The 17,263-nt window shown below is 55.8% G+C and carries 14 protein-coding genes; 12 read left to right on the plus strand and 2 right to left on the minus strand.

Annotation, left to right across the window (positions count from 1 at the left end):
* Positions 1–29: 29 nt before the first annotated feature.
* From EDC90_RS08810 to EDC90_RS08850, 9 genes are all read left to right on the plus strand, one after another.
* Positions 30–1,910: a TonB-dependent receptor domain-containing protein gene (locus tag EDC90_RS08810; RefSeq protein ID WP_165972791.1), complete on the plus strand. Its 1,881-nt coding sequence runs from the start codon at positions 30–32 to the stop codon at positions 1,908–1,910.
* Positions 1,911–2,789, plus strand: a complete 879-nt coding sequence (locus EDC90_RS08815) for an ABC transporter substrate-binding protein (protein ID WP_245510998.1) — start codon at positions 1,911–1,913, stop codon at positions 2,787–2,789.
* Positions 2,782–3,783, plus strand: coding sequence for a FecCD family ABC transporter permease (locus EDC90_RS08820; RefSeq protein WP_132310632.1), 1,002 nt, complete (start codon positions 2,782–2,784; stop codon positions 3,781–3,783). Before EDC90_RS08815 ends, EDC90_RS08820 begins: the two co-directional genes overlap by 8 nt.
* Positions 3,780–4,559: an ABC transporter ATP-binding protein gene (locus tag EDC90_RS08825; RefSeq protein ID WP_132310634.1), complete on the plus strand. Its 780-nt coding sequence runs from the start codon at positions 3,780–3,782 to the stop codon at positions 4,557–4,559. The genes EDC90_RS08820 and EDC90_RS08825 overlap by 4 nt, the downstream gene beginning before the upstream one ends.
* A gap of 176 nt (positions 4,560–4,735) precedes the next feature.
* Complete coding sequence (locus EDC90_RS08830) at positions 4,736–5,986, plus strand: aspartate kinase (protein WP_132310637.1); 1,251 nt, start codon at positions 4,736–4,738, stop codon at positions 5,984–5,986.
* A gap of 83 nt (positions 5,987–6,069) precedes the next feature.
* Entirely contained in the window at positions 6,070–8,337 is a 2,268-nt protein-coding gene (ptsP, locus tag EDC90_RS08835) for a phosphoenolpyruvate--protein phosphotransferase (protein ID WP_132310639.1), read from the plus strand.
* Between the two features lie 101 nt (positions 8,338–8,438).
* A complete protein-coding gene (gene prfA / locus EDC90_RS08840; RefSeq protein WP_132310641.1) occupies positions 8,439–9,521 on the plus strand; it encodes a peptide chain release factor 1 in 1,083 nt (360 codons plus the stop codon).
* A gap of 3 nt (positions 9,522–9,524) precedes the next feature.
* Positions 9,525–10,391: a peptide chain release factor N(5)-glutamine methyltransferase gene (prmC, locus tag EDC90_RS08845; RefSeq protein ID WP_245510999.1), complete on the plus strand. Its 867-nt coding sequence runs from the start codon at positions 9,525–9,527 to the stop codon at positions 10,389–10,391.
* 357 nt (positions 10,392–10,748) lie between these two features.
* A complete protein-coding gene (locus tag EDC90_RS08850; RefSeq protein WP_132310643.1) occupies positions 10,749–11,513 on the plus strand; it encodes a DUF4167 domain-containing protein in 765 nt (254 codons plus the stop codon).
* A 125-nt stretch (positions 11,514–11,638) separates the two neighbouring features.
* On the opposite strand, the gene EDC90_RS08855 is transcribed toward EDC90_RS08850, so the two are convergent.
* A complete protein-coding gene (locus EDC90_RS08855; protein ID WP_132310645.1) occupies positions 11,639–13,414 on the minus strand; it encodes a sodium:solute symporter family protein in 1,776 nt (591 codons plus the stop codon).
* A gap of 495 nt (positions 13,415–13,909) precedes the next feature.
* On the opposite strand from EDC90_RS08855, the gene cmk reads away from it, so the two are divergent.
* The 3 genes from cmk to EDC90_RS08870 all read left to right on the plus strand — a co-directional run bounded on the left by cmk (position 13,910) and on the right by EDC90_RS08870 (position 16,925).
* Entirely contained in the window at positions 13,910–14,551 is a 642-nt protein-coding gene (gene cmk / locus EDC90_RS08860) for a (d)CMP kinase (protein ID WP_132310647.1), read from the plus strand.
* Between the two features lie 181 nt (positions 14,552–14,732).
* Positions 14,733–16,436, plus strand: coding sequence for a 30S ribosomal protein S1 (gene rpsA / locus EDC90_RS08865; protein ID WP_132310649.1), 1,704 nt, complete (start codon positions 14,733–14,735; stop codon positions 16,434–16,436).
* A 132-nt stretch (positions 16,437–16,568) separates the two neighbouring features.
* Entirely contained in the window at positions 16,569–16,925 is a 357-nt protein-coding gene (locus EDC90_RS08870) for a DUF6665 family protein (protein WP_132310651.1), read from the plus strand.
* 136 nt (positions 16,926–17,061) lie between these two features.
* Here EDC90_RS08870 and EDC90_RS08875 read toward each other — a convergent pair whose 3' ends face one another.
* Positions 17,062–17,235, minus strand: coding sequence for a YdcH family protein (locus tag EDC90_RS08875; protein WP_132310653.1), 174 nt, complete (start codon positions 17,233–17,235; stop codon positions 17,062–17,064).
* Positions 17,236–17,263: the final 28 nt, after the last annotated feature.

Genomic DNA, 17,263 nt, shown 5'->3' on the forward strand with positions numbered 1-17,263 from the left:
GGCCTGTGCCCGTCCAAATGGGGATGATAATGAAAAGACAATTTTTTGCGGCCTCCGCCGCAGCGCTCGCTCTTACCTTTGCGCAAAATGCAAGCGCGCAGGACGTGATTTCCGCTACAGATGATGTGACTGTGCTGGAACCGGTTTATGTGACGACGCCACTTCGCCGTGAAACGACGGTTTTGCAGTCCACTTCAACGGTCACCGTGATTTCTGAGGCGGATATTCAAAAGTCTGCCGCGCGGGACCTGCCATCACTGCTTCGCAAATATCCCGGCGTAAACATCAAGACCAATGGCGGGCAGGGGGCGTCGGCCAGTGTCATGCTGCGCTCGGCAACGGCCGCGCAAACCCTGGTTCTGATTGACGGTATGCGTGTCGGGTCGGCAACAACGGGGACCACTTATCTTTCCAATATTCCGCTGAGCGGTATTCAGCGTGTCGAAATCGTTGAAGGTGCACACTCCGCGGAATGGGGCGCGGATGCCATTGGCGGTGTCGTTAACATCATTACCAAAGACGGTTCCTTCTGCGAAAATGGCAAGAATGTCTGCACCACCGTCGAAGCGGGGGTAACCTATCCCTGGGGTGGCTTCGGGAATGTGAATGTTCGCGGTGCGAGTGAGGATGGTGTGAGTTTCAATGTCGGCCTGGCGCTCTTGGGCACCGAGGGATATGACTTTACCACTCCCGCAAGTGGCTATGATGAGCCGGATCGCGATGGGTTTCTTCAAGGATCGTTCAATTACTCGATCTCAAAGGATTTCGATTGGGGGCGCTTGTACTCTGAAGGTATGTACGCGCGCTCAAATCCACAATATGATGGAAATTCAGAAACGTACGGTGCAAGTGCGAATGACTCCATCCAGACAAACGGCGCATTGAAAGTAGGCGCAGCGATTGACCACACTGAAGATTGGTCTTCCACCTTCGAGGTTTACTCAGCGCTTGATTATGCGCGGAATTTCCTGAAGGGCAGCAGCATTTATACGTCGCAGTTCAATACCGTCAGATATGGTCTTAATGCCAGCACACAGAAAACCATCTGGGTGGGAGAGGCAAAGAACGTTCTGTCACTCGGCGGAGAAATCTACCGTGAAGAAGTCGACGCAACGCAGAGATTCGATCAATCGGCACGCAACGTCGGAGCGATCTACGGTCAGTATGGGCTCGAATGGAGCGCCTTTGATCTGAATGCCGGCATCCGTCATGACTCCGATGAACAGTTTGGTGGCGCAACGACTTATAATATTGGCCTAGGTTATGAACTGATCGAGGGGCTGAAGGCGCGAGCCTCGTTTGGTACCGGCTTTCGGGCGCCGACGTTCAATGAGCTGTACTATCCCGGTTATGCCAACCCTGATCTGGAGCCGGAACGCTCCCGTTCGTGGGAAGCCGGTTTGAACTGGCAGCCTGATGCCGGTACCGAAATCGATATGGCCGTCTATCAGACGTTTCTTCGTGATATGATCACCTCCAACGCATCCACCGGTTACAGGCCTTTCAATGTCGACAAGGCAAAGGTTTCCGGTATCAGGGCAACGGTTTCTCAGGCACTCCTTGAAGACCGTCTAGATCTGGATTTCGGCTTCGAATACCGGCTGCCTGAAAATGAGACCACAGATGAGTATCTTGTCGGGCAAAACCGCTTGAAGTTTACCGTCGGCGCCAGTTACGCGGCGACTGAAAAACTCAATCTGAATGGTGATATTGAGTATGTTGCAGATCGTTGGAAAAGTCCTGACTTGCCGGAATATACTGTTGTTAATGTCTCGGCCCTTTATCAGCTCGACAGCGCTGCAAACGTCAAGTTTGCCGTCGAAAACCTATTCAACGAAGACTATGAAACGTCGCTTGGTTACAAGGAACCCGGCACGACGGTTACGCTTGGCTTCAGCAGGACGTTTTAAGTGAAGCGAACGGCGCGCATCAAAGGCAGTTTTCTATTTCTTTCCGGCTTGATGTGCGCCAGTCTGGCGCTGCTGCCGGCCGCCGTCGGCAGTGCTGTCGCCGCTATGCCGCCCGAACGGGTGGTTTCGATCAATCTCTGTACGGATCAGATGGCGATCCTTCTGGCAAAGCCGGGGCAGCTGATTTCCGTTTCGATGCTGGCGTCTGATCCGGCTGTCTCCGCGCTTTCTGAGGAGGCTGAAAGCTATCGGCCCAATTATGGTCTGGCCGAAGAGGTCTTCATGATGAAGCCCGATCTTGTGCTTGCCGGAAGTTACACGACGCGCGAAACGGTAGCACTTTTAAAACGGCTTGGGATCAAGGTTGCGGAGTTTGATCCGGAACCATCTCTGAATGCTGTACGTGACAACCTGCTGCGCATGGGAGAGCTTCTGGGAACGTCCGAAAAGGCAGAAGCCCTGGTTGAAACAATGGACCGGCAACTGGCCGATATTGTCGCTGACGGTGCCAGCCACCGGACGGTGGTGCTCTATTACGCGAACGGCTACACCTCCGGCAAACATACGCTCGCCGGGGATATCGCGGTGAAGGCGGGGCTGGAAAACATCGGCGCCGTATCCGGTGTGGACGGGCTGGGGCGCTTACCTCTGGAGCGGCTGGTCCTGGCTGCGCCCGATGTGATTGTCAGCGGCGGGCAGGAGTATGAGGCTCCTGCCCTGGCAGAGGAAGTATTTCAGCATCCGGCTTTCAGGTCACTGGCTGAAAACAGCACCTATGTGCAACTTGCAAGCAGCGAGACAATTTGTGGCGGGCCGTTCAATCTTGAAGCTGTTCAGCGCCTTCATGACGCGGCGAAAAAGGGGGTGGGCGATGAATAAGCAGGGTCGCTATGCTGTGCTTCTGTCATGCCTTTCGCTTCTTGTCTTTCTGCTGTTTGTCGCCTCCCTGGCGGTTGGTCCCGCTGGTATCGGTTTTCGTGCGAGCATGCGCGGTCTGTTCAGCAATGATGCGGGCGCTGTCGCGCTGATCATGCATGAGATCCGCCTTCCACGGGCTCTGCTTGGCCTGATGATCGGGGCAACGCTCGGTTTGTCGGGCGCAGTCCTGCAAGGCTATCTGCGCAACCCACTGGCCGAGCCCGGATTGCTGGGGGTGTCTGCTTCCGCCTCCCTTGGGGCAGTCATTGCAATTTACACCGGCCTTTCGGCGCTTTTCAGTCTGGCACTGCCGCTGCTGGCGCTCGTCTTCGCCTTTTTGTCGGTGATTGCAGTGCGTGCGCTGGCAGGTGGCGCGGCCCGCAGCCTTTCCATGATCCTGGCTGGTGTCGCAGTGACCAGTTTCGCAGGGGCAATGACATCGCTGGCGCTGAACCTGTCCCCCAATCCGTTCGCGGCGATGGAGATCATGTTCTGGATGCTGGGTTCACTGACAGATCGTTCCATGGTCCAGTTCTGGCTTGCCGCGCCTTTCATGGTTGTCGGCTGGTGTTTGCTGTTTGCCTCTGCGCGTGCATTGAATGCGATGACCCTTGGCGAAGATGCTGCAGCAAGTCTTGGGATATCGCGCAAAAGAACCGAGCGACTGGTGGTCTGGGGCGTTGCCGTCAGCGTTGGCGCGGCGACGGCGGTTTCCGGTGCAATCGGCTTTATTGGTCTGGTTGTGCCGCATGTCCTGCGCCCGCTCGTCGGTCACGTGCCCTCCCGGCTGTTGCCAGCCAGTGCGCTTGGCGGTGCTGCGGTATTGCTCACCGCAGATATCGCTGTACGGGTTATTGCACCGGAGCGTGATCTGAAGCTTGGTGTGCTGACGGCCATTGTCGGCGCCCCGTTTTTTCTCTGGCTGATCTATAAAACCCGGCGTGAGATGCTATGAACCTGTTGGAAGCAAAAGCCGTGAGCGTCAGGCTTGGCGGTAGAAACGTTGTCGAAAACATCAGCTTTTCCATCGCTGCCGGTGAGTTCGTCGGCCTGATTGGACCAAACGGGGCGGGAAAATCCACGCTGTTAAAAGCCTGTCTGGGGCTGAATAATGCTTCGGGCAATATCCTGTTACAGGATACGCCACTGGCGGAAATGTCCGCACAGGCACGGGGACGCGCTGTTTCCTACCTGCCGCAGGAGCATGAAATCGCGTGGCCTGTCTCCGTCCGTCATCTGGTGGAGCTCGGGCGGCAGCCATGGCTGAAAGCAGACGGCGGGCGCGACTTCGCCGGTCGCCATGCGATCGCGCGCGCCATTGCCCGTCTCGGCATTACTGAGCTTGCCGAGCGGCCAGCCAATACCCTCTCAGGCGGTGAGCGGGCGCGGGTTCTGATTGCCCGTGCGCTTGCTCAGACAACGCCACTTCTGCTGGCCGATGAACCCGCTGCGGGGCTTGATCCCGCCCATCAGATCGGTCTGATGAAGATCTTCCGCTCGCTTTTAAGCGACGGACATTCGGTCGTCAGTTCCATGCATGATTTAAGCCTGGCTGCGCGCTGGTGCACGCGTCTGATCATGATCGATAAGGGGCATATCGTCGCTGATGACCGGCCTGAGAATGTGCTGACGGCTGACAATCTGAGAGCCGTTTACGGCGTTGAGGCCTTTTTTGCCGAAGCGAAGGGCGGGCCGGTCTTATTGCCGCTCGATCTTTATTCAGGTGTATGATTTGAGTGGCGAAGGGCTTTATTCTCTGCAAAGTGCCATTGCGTGCTTCACGCGTTTTCGCTAAGAAACCGCAGTTTTCCCGGTTGCCGCGTTGCTGCGGGCCTTTCCGGGCATGATGGGTTTCGCGCCCGTACATTTTCGCACGGGCGCCGTTTTTTGATTGTTGGAATACTGGAATGGCCCGCATTGTCATGAAATTCGGCGGCACGTCCGTCGCCAATATTGAACGCATCCGCAATGTCGCGCGTCATGTCAAACGTGAGGTCGATGCCGGTCACGAAGTGGCTGTTGTCGTCTCAGCCATGGCTGGCAAAACAAATGAGCTGGTCGGCTGGACGAAGGAAGCTTCGCCCATGCATGATGCGCGTGAATATGATGTCGTCGTTTCCTCGGGCGAGCAGGTCACCTCGGGCCTTCTGGCGATCGTGCTGCAGTCAATGGGCGTCAATGCACGCTCTTGGCAGGGCTGGCAGGTTCCGATCAAAACCGACAACGCGCATGGCGCCGCCCGCATTGCAGAGATTGACGGCAGTGATATCGTCAAGCGTATGGGTGAAGGGCAGGTGGCTGTTTGCGCAGGTTTTCAGGGCGTTGGCCCGGACAACCGGATTGCAACGCTCGGTCGCGGCGGCTCTGATACGTCTGCGGTCGCCATCGCGGCGGCTGTGAAAGCTGATCGATGCGATATCTATACCGATGTCGACGGTGTATACACGACGGATCCGCGTATCGAGCCGAAAGCGAAGCGGATGAAAAAGGTCGCCTTTGAGGAAATGCTGGAAATGGCATCTCTGGGCGCAAAGGTTCTTCAGGTGCGTTCTGTCGAGCTCGCCATGGTTCACAAAGTCCGCACATTTGTGCGGTCCAGTTTTGAGGCGCCGGATGCGCCGGGCATGGGCGATTTTGATAATCCGCCCGGTACCCTGATTTGCGATGAGGAAGAGATTGTGGAACAGGAAGTCGTAACCGGCATTGCATATGCCAAGGACGAAGCGCAGATTTCGCTGCGCCGTGTGGAAGACCGACCCGGTGTTGCAGGTGCTATTTTCGGCCCGCTTGCCGAAGGCCACATCAATGTCGATATGATTGTCCAGAACATTTCAGAAGACGGTACGCATACCGACATGACCTTCACCGTTCCGGCTTCCGACGTTGATAAAGCCAAGGCGATGCTGGCTGAAAAACAGGGCGAGATCGGCTTTGACGCCATCCAGAGCGAAACCGAGCTGGCCAAGATTTCGGTAATCGGCATTGGCATGCGGTCGCATACCGGCGTTGCTGCCTCGGCCTTCAAGGCACTTTCCCAAAAGGGCATCAACATTAAGGCGATTACGACATCTGAGATCAAGATTTCCATCCTGATCGACGGTGCGTATGCTGAACTGGCAGTCAGGACTTTGCATTCGTGCTACGGTCTCGATAAGTAATTAAAAAAGGACGGACGTCCGGCTTCATCGATACCGGTCGTCCAGCCGGGGCCTCATGCGCCCTCCACGGGGACAGACGAGCGATGAACCATCAAGCATCCAGCCCGCGCATACTGCTGAAGCGGCTGCGGGAACTGATGGCGGAGCCATTGGAACCACAGGAACGTCTCGACCGTATTGTCGGCCAGATCGCCGGGAATATGGTTGCTGCCGTATGCTCTGTTTATGTCCTGCGCGCTGACAGCGTGCTTGAACTCTATGCAACACAGGGTCTCAAGCGCGATGCCGTGCATCTGGCTTCACTGAGAATGGGGCAGGGCCTTGTCGGTACGATTGCGGCTTCGGCGCGTCCGCTTAATCTCTCCGATGCCCAATCGCATCCGGCTTTCCGCTATCTTCCGGAAACAGGCGAAGAGATCTACCACTCATTTTTGGGTGTGCCGATCCTGCGTGCAGGGCGCACGCTCGGTGTTCTCGTTGTTCAGAATACCGATGAGCATTCCTACAGCGAAGAAGATGTGGAAGCGCTTCAGACCGCGGCTATGCTGTTGGCCGAAATGATCGTTTCCGGTGATCTTCGGAAAATAACGCGGCCTGGCATGGAGCTGGATCTGACGCGCTCGGTCTCGATTGCAGGCGATGCTTATGGCGAAGGTCTGGCGCTCGGCCACGCCGTGCTGCATGAGCCGCGCATTATCGTCAATAACCTCGTCAACGAAGACAGCGACGCAGAAATTGCGCGGCTGCGTGAGGCGCTGGAGAAGCTGCGCGCATCAATTGATGACATGTTGCAGCGGGGCGATGTTCTGGCCGAGGGCGAGCACCGGGAGGTGCTGGAAACCTACCGTATGTTTGCGCATGACCGCGGCTGGGTGCGGCGCTTGGAAGAAGCGATTCAGCTTGGCCTGACTGCCGAAGGCGCTGTCGAAAAGGTTCAGAGCGATACCAAGGCACGCATGATCCGGCTGACGGACCCTTTCATGCGTGAGCGCATGCATGATCTGGATGATCTGGCCAACCGGCTATTGCGGCAGCTGACAGGCTATTCGGCCGATGTTCACGGTGATGGTTTCCCAGAAGATGCTGTCATCGTGGCGCGCGCCATGGGCGCGGCGGAACTGCTCGATTATCCGCGTGACAGCCTGCGGGGGCTGGTCCTGGAAGATGGAGCGGCCACCAGCCATGTTATCATCGTGGCGCGCGCCATGGGCATTCCGGTGGTCGGTCAGGCTGCGGGCGTGGCCGCACAGGTGGAAAATGGCGACGGAATCATTGTCGATGGCGATGATGGTGAAGTCCATGTGCGACCGCTGGATGCGGTGGTCAGGGCTTATGAAGAGAAACTGCGACTTCGTGCACGCAGGCAGGAGCAGTTTCGCGCATTGCGTTCTGTCGATCCGGTTTCCAGCGATGGTGTGCGTGTCAACCTGATGATGAATGCGGGGCTGCTTGTCGATCTCCCGCATCTGGACGACTCCGGGGCGGAGGGAATTGGCCTGTTCCGGACAGAACTTCAGTTTATGATCGCCTCGCGTATGCCGAAGGCGACGGAGCAGGAGGCTTTTTACCGTCAGGTTCTTGATCATGCGGGCAATCGGCCAGTGACCTTCAGAACGCTTGATATCGGCTCTGACAAGATGGTTTCTTACTTCCGCTCTCAGGAAGAAGAAAATCCGGCCATGGGGTGGCGTGCTGTTCGTCTGGCGCTGGATCGTCCCTATCTGCTCAGAATGCAGCTGAGGGCGTTGATGAAGGCGACCGCGGGCGAGGCGCTCAAGGTCATGGTCCCGATGGTTTCTGAAGTTGATGAAATCCGTCAGACCCGCGCTTTGATGGCAAAAGAGGTTCAGCATATGCGGCGTTTCGGACATGATGTGCCGCGCAAGATCGAGCTGGGTGCTATGCTTGAAGTGCCCGCATTGCTTTATGAAATTGATGAAATGATGGCCGAGGTTGATTTCGTCTCGGTCGGTTCCAACGATCTCTATCAGTTTCTGATGGCGACAGATCGCGGCAACGCACGGGTCGCTGATCGTTATGACACACTCAGCAAACCTTTTCTCAGGGTTTTGCGGGACATCGTGCGCGCGGGCGAGCGCAATCATGTTCCGGTGACGCTTTGCGGTGAGTTCGCGAGCCGGCCGATTTCGGCTATGGCGCTTTTCGCAATTGGATATCGCACTGTCTCAATGTCGCCGACGGCGATTGGTCCGGTAAAGGCGATGTTGCTGGGGCTTGATATTTCTGCAGTCAGTTCGTTCCTGAATGATGCGTTGGATGACCCGAAGAACCTGACGCCTGTGCGCACGCTTCTTGAGCGCTTCGCCGCAGAAAACAATATTCCCTTGTAGCTGGTTCTGTCCGGGCTTACGAAAAAAGCCGGAACCTGATGTCGCCCATGCGGCATCAGGTTCCGGCCAGAAATAATTTCAACAGATGGAGCTTAAACGGCGTGGCGAGGCTACCTCAGGAAAAAATGCGGGAACTTGAACGACGGTTTTCCGAGGTCGAGGCACGCATGTCCGCCGGGCCTGATGCCGAGACCTATGTCAGGCTTGCCTCTGAATATGCCGAGCTTGACCCGGTTGTTCAGAAAATCCGGGCCTTCTATGACATTGATCGCGAAGCGAACGATCTCAGAAGTCTGCTTGAGGATAAGACGACAGAAGCAGAAATGCGCGAGCTGGCAGAAATGGAACTGCCGGAACTTGAAGAAAGACTTGAAGCGCTGTCCGGTGAAATTCAGATCCTGCTTCTTCCCAAGGATGCTGCCGATGATAAAAGTGCCGTCCTTGAGATCCGCGCCGGAACCGGCGGGTCTGAGGCAGCACTTTTCGCAGGCGATCTGTTTCGCATGTATGAGCGCTATGCAAGCGCCAACGGCTGGAAGGTCGAGGTGCTGTCCGCCAGTGAAGGCGAAGCGGGCGGCTATAAGGAAATCATTGCGTCTGTCTCCGGTAAGGGCGTCTTTTCAAGGCTGAAATTTGAATCCGGTGTGCACAGGGTGCAGCGCGTCCCTGAAACAGAAGCGGGTGGACGCATTCACACTTCCGCTGCAACGGTTGCTGTTCTGCCGGAAGCAGAAGACATCGACATCGAAATCCGCAATGAAGATCTTCGCATTGATACCATGCGGTCATCGGGTGCTGGTGGTCAGCATGTGAACACCACGGATTCGGCCGTACGCATCACCCATATCCCGACCGGAATTGTTGTGACCAGTTCGGAGAAATCGCAGCATCAGAACCGTGCGCGGGCGATGCAGGTGCTGCGTGCCCGGCTTCTCGATATCGAACGTCAGCGCTCTGAAAGCGAACGTTCGGCTGATCGCAAAAGTCAGGTTGGTTCCGGCGATCGCTCCGAACGGATACGCACCTATAACTTTCCGCAGGGGCGCGTGACCGATCATCGCATCAACCTTACACTCTATAAGCTGGATTCCGTGATCCAGGGCGATCTGGACGAGGTGATTGACGCGCTGATTTATGATTATCAGGCCGGGCAGCTGGCCCAGCTTGGTGTTGAAGGAAGCTGAGGGGTGAGCCGTCTCACCCTGGAAGGGGCTTATCGTCAGGCCGTAAAAGCGTTCTCCGATGCAGGTCTGCCTCACCCGTCTGAAGATGCTCGCCACCTCGTGACCGGTCTTTGCGGCCTCTCGCTGACCGCGCTAATCGCCGAGCCGGAGCGTGTCCTCTCTTCCAGGGAAGCTGCCGCTCTGGAGACGGCGGTTGCGCGCCGGAAAAGACGCGAACCGGTTTATCGTATTCTGGGCGCGCGCGAGTTTTACGGGCTCGATTTCAGATTATCGGCTGAAACGCTGGAGCCGAGAGCCGACACAGAAATTCTGGTTGAGCGCTGTCTCTTCTACCTGAAGAAAATCGTTGCGCGTAAAGGCCGTGCGCGCGTCATCGATCTTGGTACAGGAACCGGCGCAATTGCGATCACGCTGGTAAAGAACTGCCCTGACGTCGAGGCGGTTATGACAGATATTTCTGCAGGCGCTCTTGAAACGGCCTGCGAGAATGCCCTAATCAATGGGGTGAAAAATCGCATCAGTGCGATTGAGGGGTCATGGTTTGAGGCGGTTGAAGGTCGCTTTGACATGATCGTGTCAAATCCGCCATATATCGATTCGAATCAGGTTGATCAGCTTGACCCTGATGTGCGCGATTTTGATCCGCGTGCCGCCCTTGATGGTGGTCCGGACGGGCTGGATGCTTATCGGTCAATTGCGCGGGACTGTGAAACGTTTCTGGCTGAAGATGGTGTCATTGCACTTGAAATCGGTTTTGATCAAAAGCAGACCGTGACTGCAATATTCCGCGATGCGGGATATGCGCGTCTTGAGGCGGTATCCGATCTTGGAGGCAATGATCGGGTGCTGGTTTTCGCAAGTGGCCGTTGATCGGCACGGCTGGTCTTTTTGCGCTGGAGGCAGGCCTTTAAGGGATGTCAGGCGCAAGCTTTTTTGAAAACAAGCTAAGAAAGGGCTTGGTTTTTTCCCACAAGCGGGATAGTTTGCACCCACGCAAAACGGCAACCGATGAAACGGCGATTCGTTTCCCGACTTGGTCTTTGGTTGTTCGTCCGATGACTTTTATCGTGACTTTCCGTCGATTGCGTGATTCAGAGATTTAAACCCTTAGACTGGCAGTGGGTTTTGTGCCCTGCCAAGCGGGACTATGCCGCAGCACTTATTTGAATTTGTGCACGGCCGAAGGCGTAGCTCGCCCTTTTAACGAACATTCAGGTGATACATTCCATGAGGTCAGGACAGCAGAATAAGCGCAGCCGGGGGCGCGGCAATAATAATGGTTTCAACCGTAAGGGCGCCAATCCGCTGACCCGGACATATGATAGTTCCGGTCCTGATGTGAAGGTTCGCGGAACCGCGCAGCATATTGCGGAGAAATACATGTCGCTTGCGCGGGATGCGCAGGGCTCCGGTGATCGTGTGATGGCTGAGAACTATCTCCAGCACGCTGAACATTACAACCGCATTATTGCAGCCGCACAGGCGCAGATGCAGGAGCGCTATCAGCAGCGTGATGATCGTTCGGACAACAATTCCGACGACAACGACGATAACACCGCTGGCAAGAATAATAACCAGCAGAACAACCAGGATAGCCGCAATTCCAAACGGGATAATGCGCCGAAGAAGCAGGACCAGTCTGTCGATGCAGATGGCCCGCAGCCGGAGATTGAAGGCACGCCTGCCGAAGTTGCTGCTGAAGCATCGGACGGCCAGCCGGTTGAAAAGCCGCGCCGTTCACGCCGCACCTCGACGACTCCGCGTCCACGCCGGACAAAACGGGCGTCTGCTGAAGGCAACGCGGAAGATGCTCCGGCAGAAGCTGCCGCCACCAATGAGGGCGCAGGCGCTGTAGCAAGCGATGATCAGCCAGCTGAGCCCGCGCCGAAAAAGCCGGTTCGCCGCAAGCGCACGCCAAAGGCGGAAGCAAAGGAGCAGAGCGAGACCGACGCCAAGAGTGAGCCAGCTTTGGCTGATGCGCCCGGCGAATAAGTTCCAGAGACGCCTTTACCATTGATGCTTTAATCAAAAAGCCCGGCCTTCAAAGCCGGGCTTTTTGCGCATTGTTGAGCGAAGATGCGCGCCTTTGGGGAGGCACGCAGTTTTGCCCGGACGGTTCAGAGTTTAACCGGCTGTGGTTCTGCGGGCAGGTCGTCCGTTCGCGGCCCGGCACTTTTCTTCATTCCGTAGCCGATGGCGAATATGGCCGCCGCGCAGACTGCAAAGAGAGCACGGCCCCAGACCGGGTTCGGGATCAGCACCATCAGCACAAGCCCAAGACCCATATACATCACCAGCGTGCCGAGTTTCAGACGCTGTGCGCGGTCGTAAGCGCTCTGACCTTCGCCAGCGATAACCGGGGTATCGACATCACGGAAGAACTCGGTTGTGGCTTCGATATTGGTGTCTTTTGCTTCATTGTAGAACAATGTCGTCAGGCAGAAGAAACCGAGTGTGAAGATCAGGTGTGCTGCAATCGTTTCGATGATCTTGAAATCGCCAAGTTCGCGCGCGGTCAGATCGGTCATGCCAAACCACCCGGCAACGATATCGGCGGTGAAGATATTGGCGACCAGATACGAGACGAACAGACCGAAGATAACTGTGGTCCAGGGTGCCCATTTCGGCGTCTTGCGGATGAAGATGCCGGCAAAAAGCGGAACCAGGATTGGCGACTGCAGAAGCGTTGCTACCTGCATCATAAGGTCAAACAGGCTGAGCGTTTTCATCGAGTTGAAAAACTGGGCCATGCCGATGACGAGGACACCATTCACAACGCAGGCGATCTGACCGGCGAAAAGCTGTTCCTTGTCTGTGGCCTGACCCTTACGCAGGATCGGGCCATAAAATGAGCGGGTGAAGATGCCCGAATTCCGGTTCAGGGCCGAGTCCATCGATGACATGGTGGCGGCAAACAGACCGGCCATCAAAAGGCCCACCGTTCCGGCTGGCATATAGGTTCTTGCAAAGACCAGATAGACTGCGTCGCTGGCCTTGGCGCCAAGCTGTGGATAGGCGGTTGCAGCCTCAGGGTTCATAATGGCCGTCGCCCATGGTGGTATGAACCAGATTACCGCGCCGAACATCATCATGACCAGTGCCATGACCGCCGCTTTGCGGGCATTCAGCGAGTCCTTGGCATTCAGGAAGCGGTAGCTTTCCTGCATATTGTTGATGCTCTGGAGCTGTTTGACGATGTAAAACAGGAAGGAGCCGACAAGGAGAAGCGGGTAATTCAGGTCTGGCCCGGAGACAAAGCCGCCGGGGAAACGGTCAATGATTTCAAACGGACCGCCGACGACGAAGAGGGCCGTTGCAGCACAGGCAACCGAAATGACAGCAACAACAAGTGTCTGAATGAAATCCGAGGCGACGACACCCCATGCCCCGCTCAAGAGCGAAATGGCCAGAACGACGATGCCGGTGACCCAGATTGTCGGAACGATCGGGCTGTCAAAAACCGCTGAAGCGAAAACCCCAAGTCCATTCAACCAGACGCCGGCATTGATAACGCTCAGCGGGATAATGACCCAGGTAAAGAACTGCTCATTCCCGTGGCCGAAGCGGCGGCGCACACCTTCTGTTGGTGTATCCACCCGCATCTGGCGGAAGCGCGGCGCAAAGTAGAAATAGGCGGCGACATAGGCGACCATATTACCTATGAAAACGCCCATAATGGCGAAACCATCAGTGAATGCCTTCCCGGCCGCGCCAGTGAACGTCCAGGCGGAAAACTGAGTCATAAAGGCGGTCGCACCGACCATCCACCACAACATTTTGCCGCCGCCGCGGAAATAATCGCTGGCGCTGTTGCTGGCCATCTTTTTAAACAGCAGGCTGATTGCGACCATGAGCGCAAAGTAGCCCGCAATCACGAGATAGTCATAAACCATGTCAACCTCATCATGTGTCCGGCAGACCTGCTGCACCCACTCTCTTTGCGGGGCACAGGCGGTCAGATTTTTCGTTGAATATGGCGCCGGCGGGAGGAGTGTCCGGACGCATATCGGTTAGCCACAGATGACTTGAATTGTGATGCGAGGGCCTTGATTTAAGGCAAAAAAACTGGCTGAAACTGCGGACTAGCATACGAGTTACATAAGCCGACGACAGCAAAGGGTAGCGCTGCTGACCAAAGCCTCAGATGGAGAATAATGTAATGTTTTGAAATATATTTCATTATTCGTAAGTCTTGCATATCATGTTATGGCTATCGCATTGCAGCAAAATAACTTGTGATATCGCAATATTTTTTCTTCCAATACGGTCCAATCCTTTCGGGCTGCGAATAACCGTCCGATCCGGAAGCCCACCCGTTTGCCTTTTCGGGAAACGGTTTGCCTTCACTCGCGACCTGCTTTAATCCAGCGACGGAAAAGAGGTGCTGTATGACAAAACTGGTAATCGCAATTGATGGCCCCGCCGCAGCTGGCAAAGGCACGCTGGCGCGAAAGCTGGCTGAGGCTTTTGGTCTGCCGCACCTCGATACCGGACTGACCTATCGTGCGACTGCAAAAGCGCTTCTCGATGCGGGAAAACCGCTGGATGATGAGGCAGTCGCGGCAGACATGGCCGCACGTATCGATCTTGCCGGTCTTGACCGTAATATTCTCTCAGCACATCAGATCGGTGAGGCTGCTTCGAAAATTGCCGCGATGCCATCTGTGCGCCGGTCGCTGGTCGAGGCACAGAGACGCTTTGCTGACAATGGTGACGGCGCGGTTCTTGATGGCCGGGATATCGGTACTGTGGTCTGCCCCGATGCTGCGGTGAAGCTTTATGTGACTGCCGATGCACAGGTGCGCGCCCGCAGGCGCTATGATGAAATCATCGCCAGAGGCGAAGCGGCTGACTTTTCCGCTATTCTTGCTGATGTCCAGCGCCGGGATGAGCGCGATATGGGACGAAAAGACAGTCCCTTGCGTCCTGCGGACGATGCGCACTTGCTTGATACGTCCAAAATGGGTATAGAGGCCGCGTTTCAGGCCGCAATTGCGTATATCCACGCTAGGCTTGACCGGAATACTTAAAATTGCGGAGTTTTTCTCCGTATTGGAAATAGGCCTTTCTAAGCATTCGAGCGCCGGAATTTCTCCACCTTTGTAAGTCAAGTGTGGGGTGAATGCTTTAAAGGCATGCGTTTAACACGAACCACCGGCGCAGATATGTCCGGGCCGTTTGACACGAAAACGGACATGATCAGGAGTTTCTATGTCTGCAGATACCCCTACGCGGGACGATTTTGCCGCGATGCTTGAGGAATCCTTCTCCGAGAGAAACGATCTCGCAGAAGGCTATGTTGCCAAGGGCACGATCACGGCGATCGAAAAAGACGTCGCTATCATCGATGTCGGCCTGAAGGTCGAAGGCCGCGTTCCGCTTAAGGAATTTGGCGCGAAGGCCAAAGACGGTGCACTGAAACCGGGTGACGAAGTTGAAGTTTACGTTGAGCGCATCGAGAACGCGCTGGGCGAAGCTGTTCTGTCGCGCGAAAAGGCACGTCGCGAAGAAGCCTGGGTCAAGCTTGAAGCCAAGTTTGAAGCCGGCGAGCGCGTTGAAGGTCAGATCTTCAACCAGGTCAAGGGCGGCTTCACGGTCGATCTCGATGGCGCAATCGCCTTCCTGCCGCGTTCACAGGTGGATATCCGTCCGATCCGCGACGTTTCCCCACTGATGCACACGCCGCAGCCCTTCGAAATCCTCAAGATGGACAAGCGTCGTGGCAACATCGTTGTTTCGCGCCGTACCGTTCTTGAAGAAAGCCGCGCTGAACAGCGTTCGGAAATCGTCCAGAACCTCGAAGAAGGTCAGGTCGTTGAAGGTGTTGTCAAGAACATCACCGACTACGGTGCCTTCGTCGATCTCGGCGGCATCGATGGCCTGCTGCACGTCACCGATATGGCATGGCGTCGCGTTAATCATCCGACCGAGCTTCTGTCCATTGGCCAGAATGTCAAGGTTCAGATCATCCGCATCAACCAGGAAACGCACCGCATTTCGCTGGGCATGAAGCAGCTTGAAGCTGATCCGTGGGATGGCATCCAGGCCAAGTATCCGGAAGGCAAGAAGATCTCCGGTACGGTTACCAACATCACCGACTACGGTGCATTCGTTGAGCTGGAACCGGGCATTGAAGGCCTGATCCACATCTCCGAAATGTCCTGGACGAAGAAGAACGTACATCCTGGCAAGATCCTGTCCACGAGTCAGGAAGTCGAAGTTGTCGTTCTCGAAGTTGATCCGGCCAAGCGTCGTATTTCTCTCGGCCTCAAGCAGACGCTTGAAAATCCTTGGGAAGCTTTCTCCTTCTCCCATCCGTCCGGCACGGTTGTTGAAGGTGAGATCAAGAACAAGACCGAATTCGGCCTGTTCATCGGTCTCGAAGGCGACGTCGACGGCATGGTTCACCTGTCTGATCTCGACTGGAACCGTCCGGGCGAGCAGGTCATCGAGGAATACAACAAGGGCGACATCGTCAAAGCTGTTGTTCTCGATGTCGATATCGAGAAAGAACGCATCTCGCTCGGCATCAAGCAGCTTGGCAAGGATTCACTGACGGAAGCTGCTGCTTCGGGTGAACTGCGCAAGGGTGCTGTTGTTTCCTGCGAAGTGATCGCCACCAACGATGGCGGTGTTGAGGTCAGGCTCGTCAATCATGACGACATCACGGCGTTCATCCGTCGTTCGGATCTCGCCCGCGACCGCGATGAGCAGCGCCCAGAGCGTTTCTCTGCCGGTCAGGTCTTCGATGCCCGCGTGACCAACTTCTCCAAGAAGGATCGCAAGGTCATGCTGTCGATCAAGGCGCTGGAAATCGCAGAAGAGAAGGAAGCTGTTGCTCAGTTCGGTTCGTCCGACAGCGGTGCTTCGCTCGGCGATATCCTCGGTGCTGCCCTGAAGGGCCGCGACGACTAATAGACCGACGTTACGGTTTTAGAAAGTCTTCAGCCGCCGGGTGAAACACCCGGCGGTTTTTTGATGTCTGGTCTGTCCTTGATCTTTTGTGAGTAGCATCCGATGTTGGAGGGGAGAACAAAGGAGCATGTCATGGCTGGTAAAACGCCGATCCTGCCGGGGACCAACAGCAAGCCGCTCGATCCCAATCTTGATGCCTTGCAGTATGAGATCATGGAGGAAACAGCGCATGCGCTGGGGCGCATCGGGCGTCAGCTGGAAGAGGCTCTGGCGGCTTTGAAACGCCATGATGAAACCTCAGGCGCCAATGCCGATCGTGATCAGCTGGTTCAAGACGCCGCCGACCGCGCCTTCGCGCTTTTTATTCAGCGCGATTATCTCGGACTGAAAACCGATCATCACCTGAAGGAAACCTACGATATTCCGGGTGAAGTGATGGCCCGTGTCGGGGTGATCAAGGCCAAAAGAGATGACGCTGAACCCCGCTGAAAGCTTCGCTCTATGGAGCACCAGACATAAAAAAGCCCCGGTCTTTATAGCCGGGGCTTGATTTTGCCATATCGAAAGACGTTGCGCGGCTTGTCTTGAAGCCGCCAAACGTATCGGATGTGGATGAAACTATGTGTTAGTTGGCGGTGTCGCTGAGGCGTTCGATCTCTTCTTTAAGGTGGAGCTTCTTGCGTTTGAGATCGACAATTTCTTCATCAGGGCTGGAAGGGGATGCCATTACCTGGTTAATTCTCTTTTCAAGCTGCGAATGCTTTTCTTCAAGAGCGGCAAGGTGAGTCTGAACTGTCATTTCACACGTCCTTCCTTTAACGTGGACC

Origin of the sequence: Martelella mediterranea (assembly GCF_004342225.1) — a bacterium.
In the GTDB taxonomy this organism is placed as follows: Bacteria; Pseudomonadota; Alphaproteobacteria; order Rhizobiales; family Rhizobiaceae; genus Martelella; species Martelella mediterranea_B.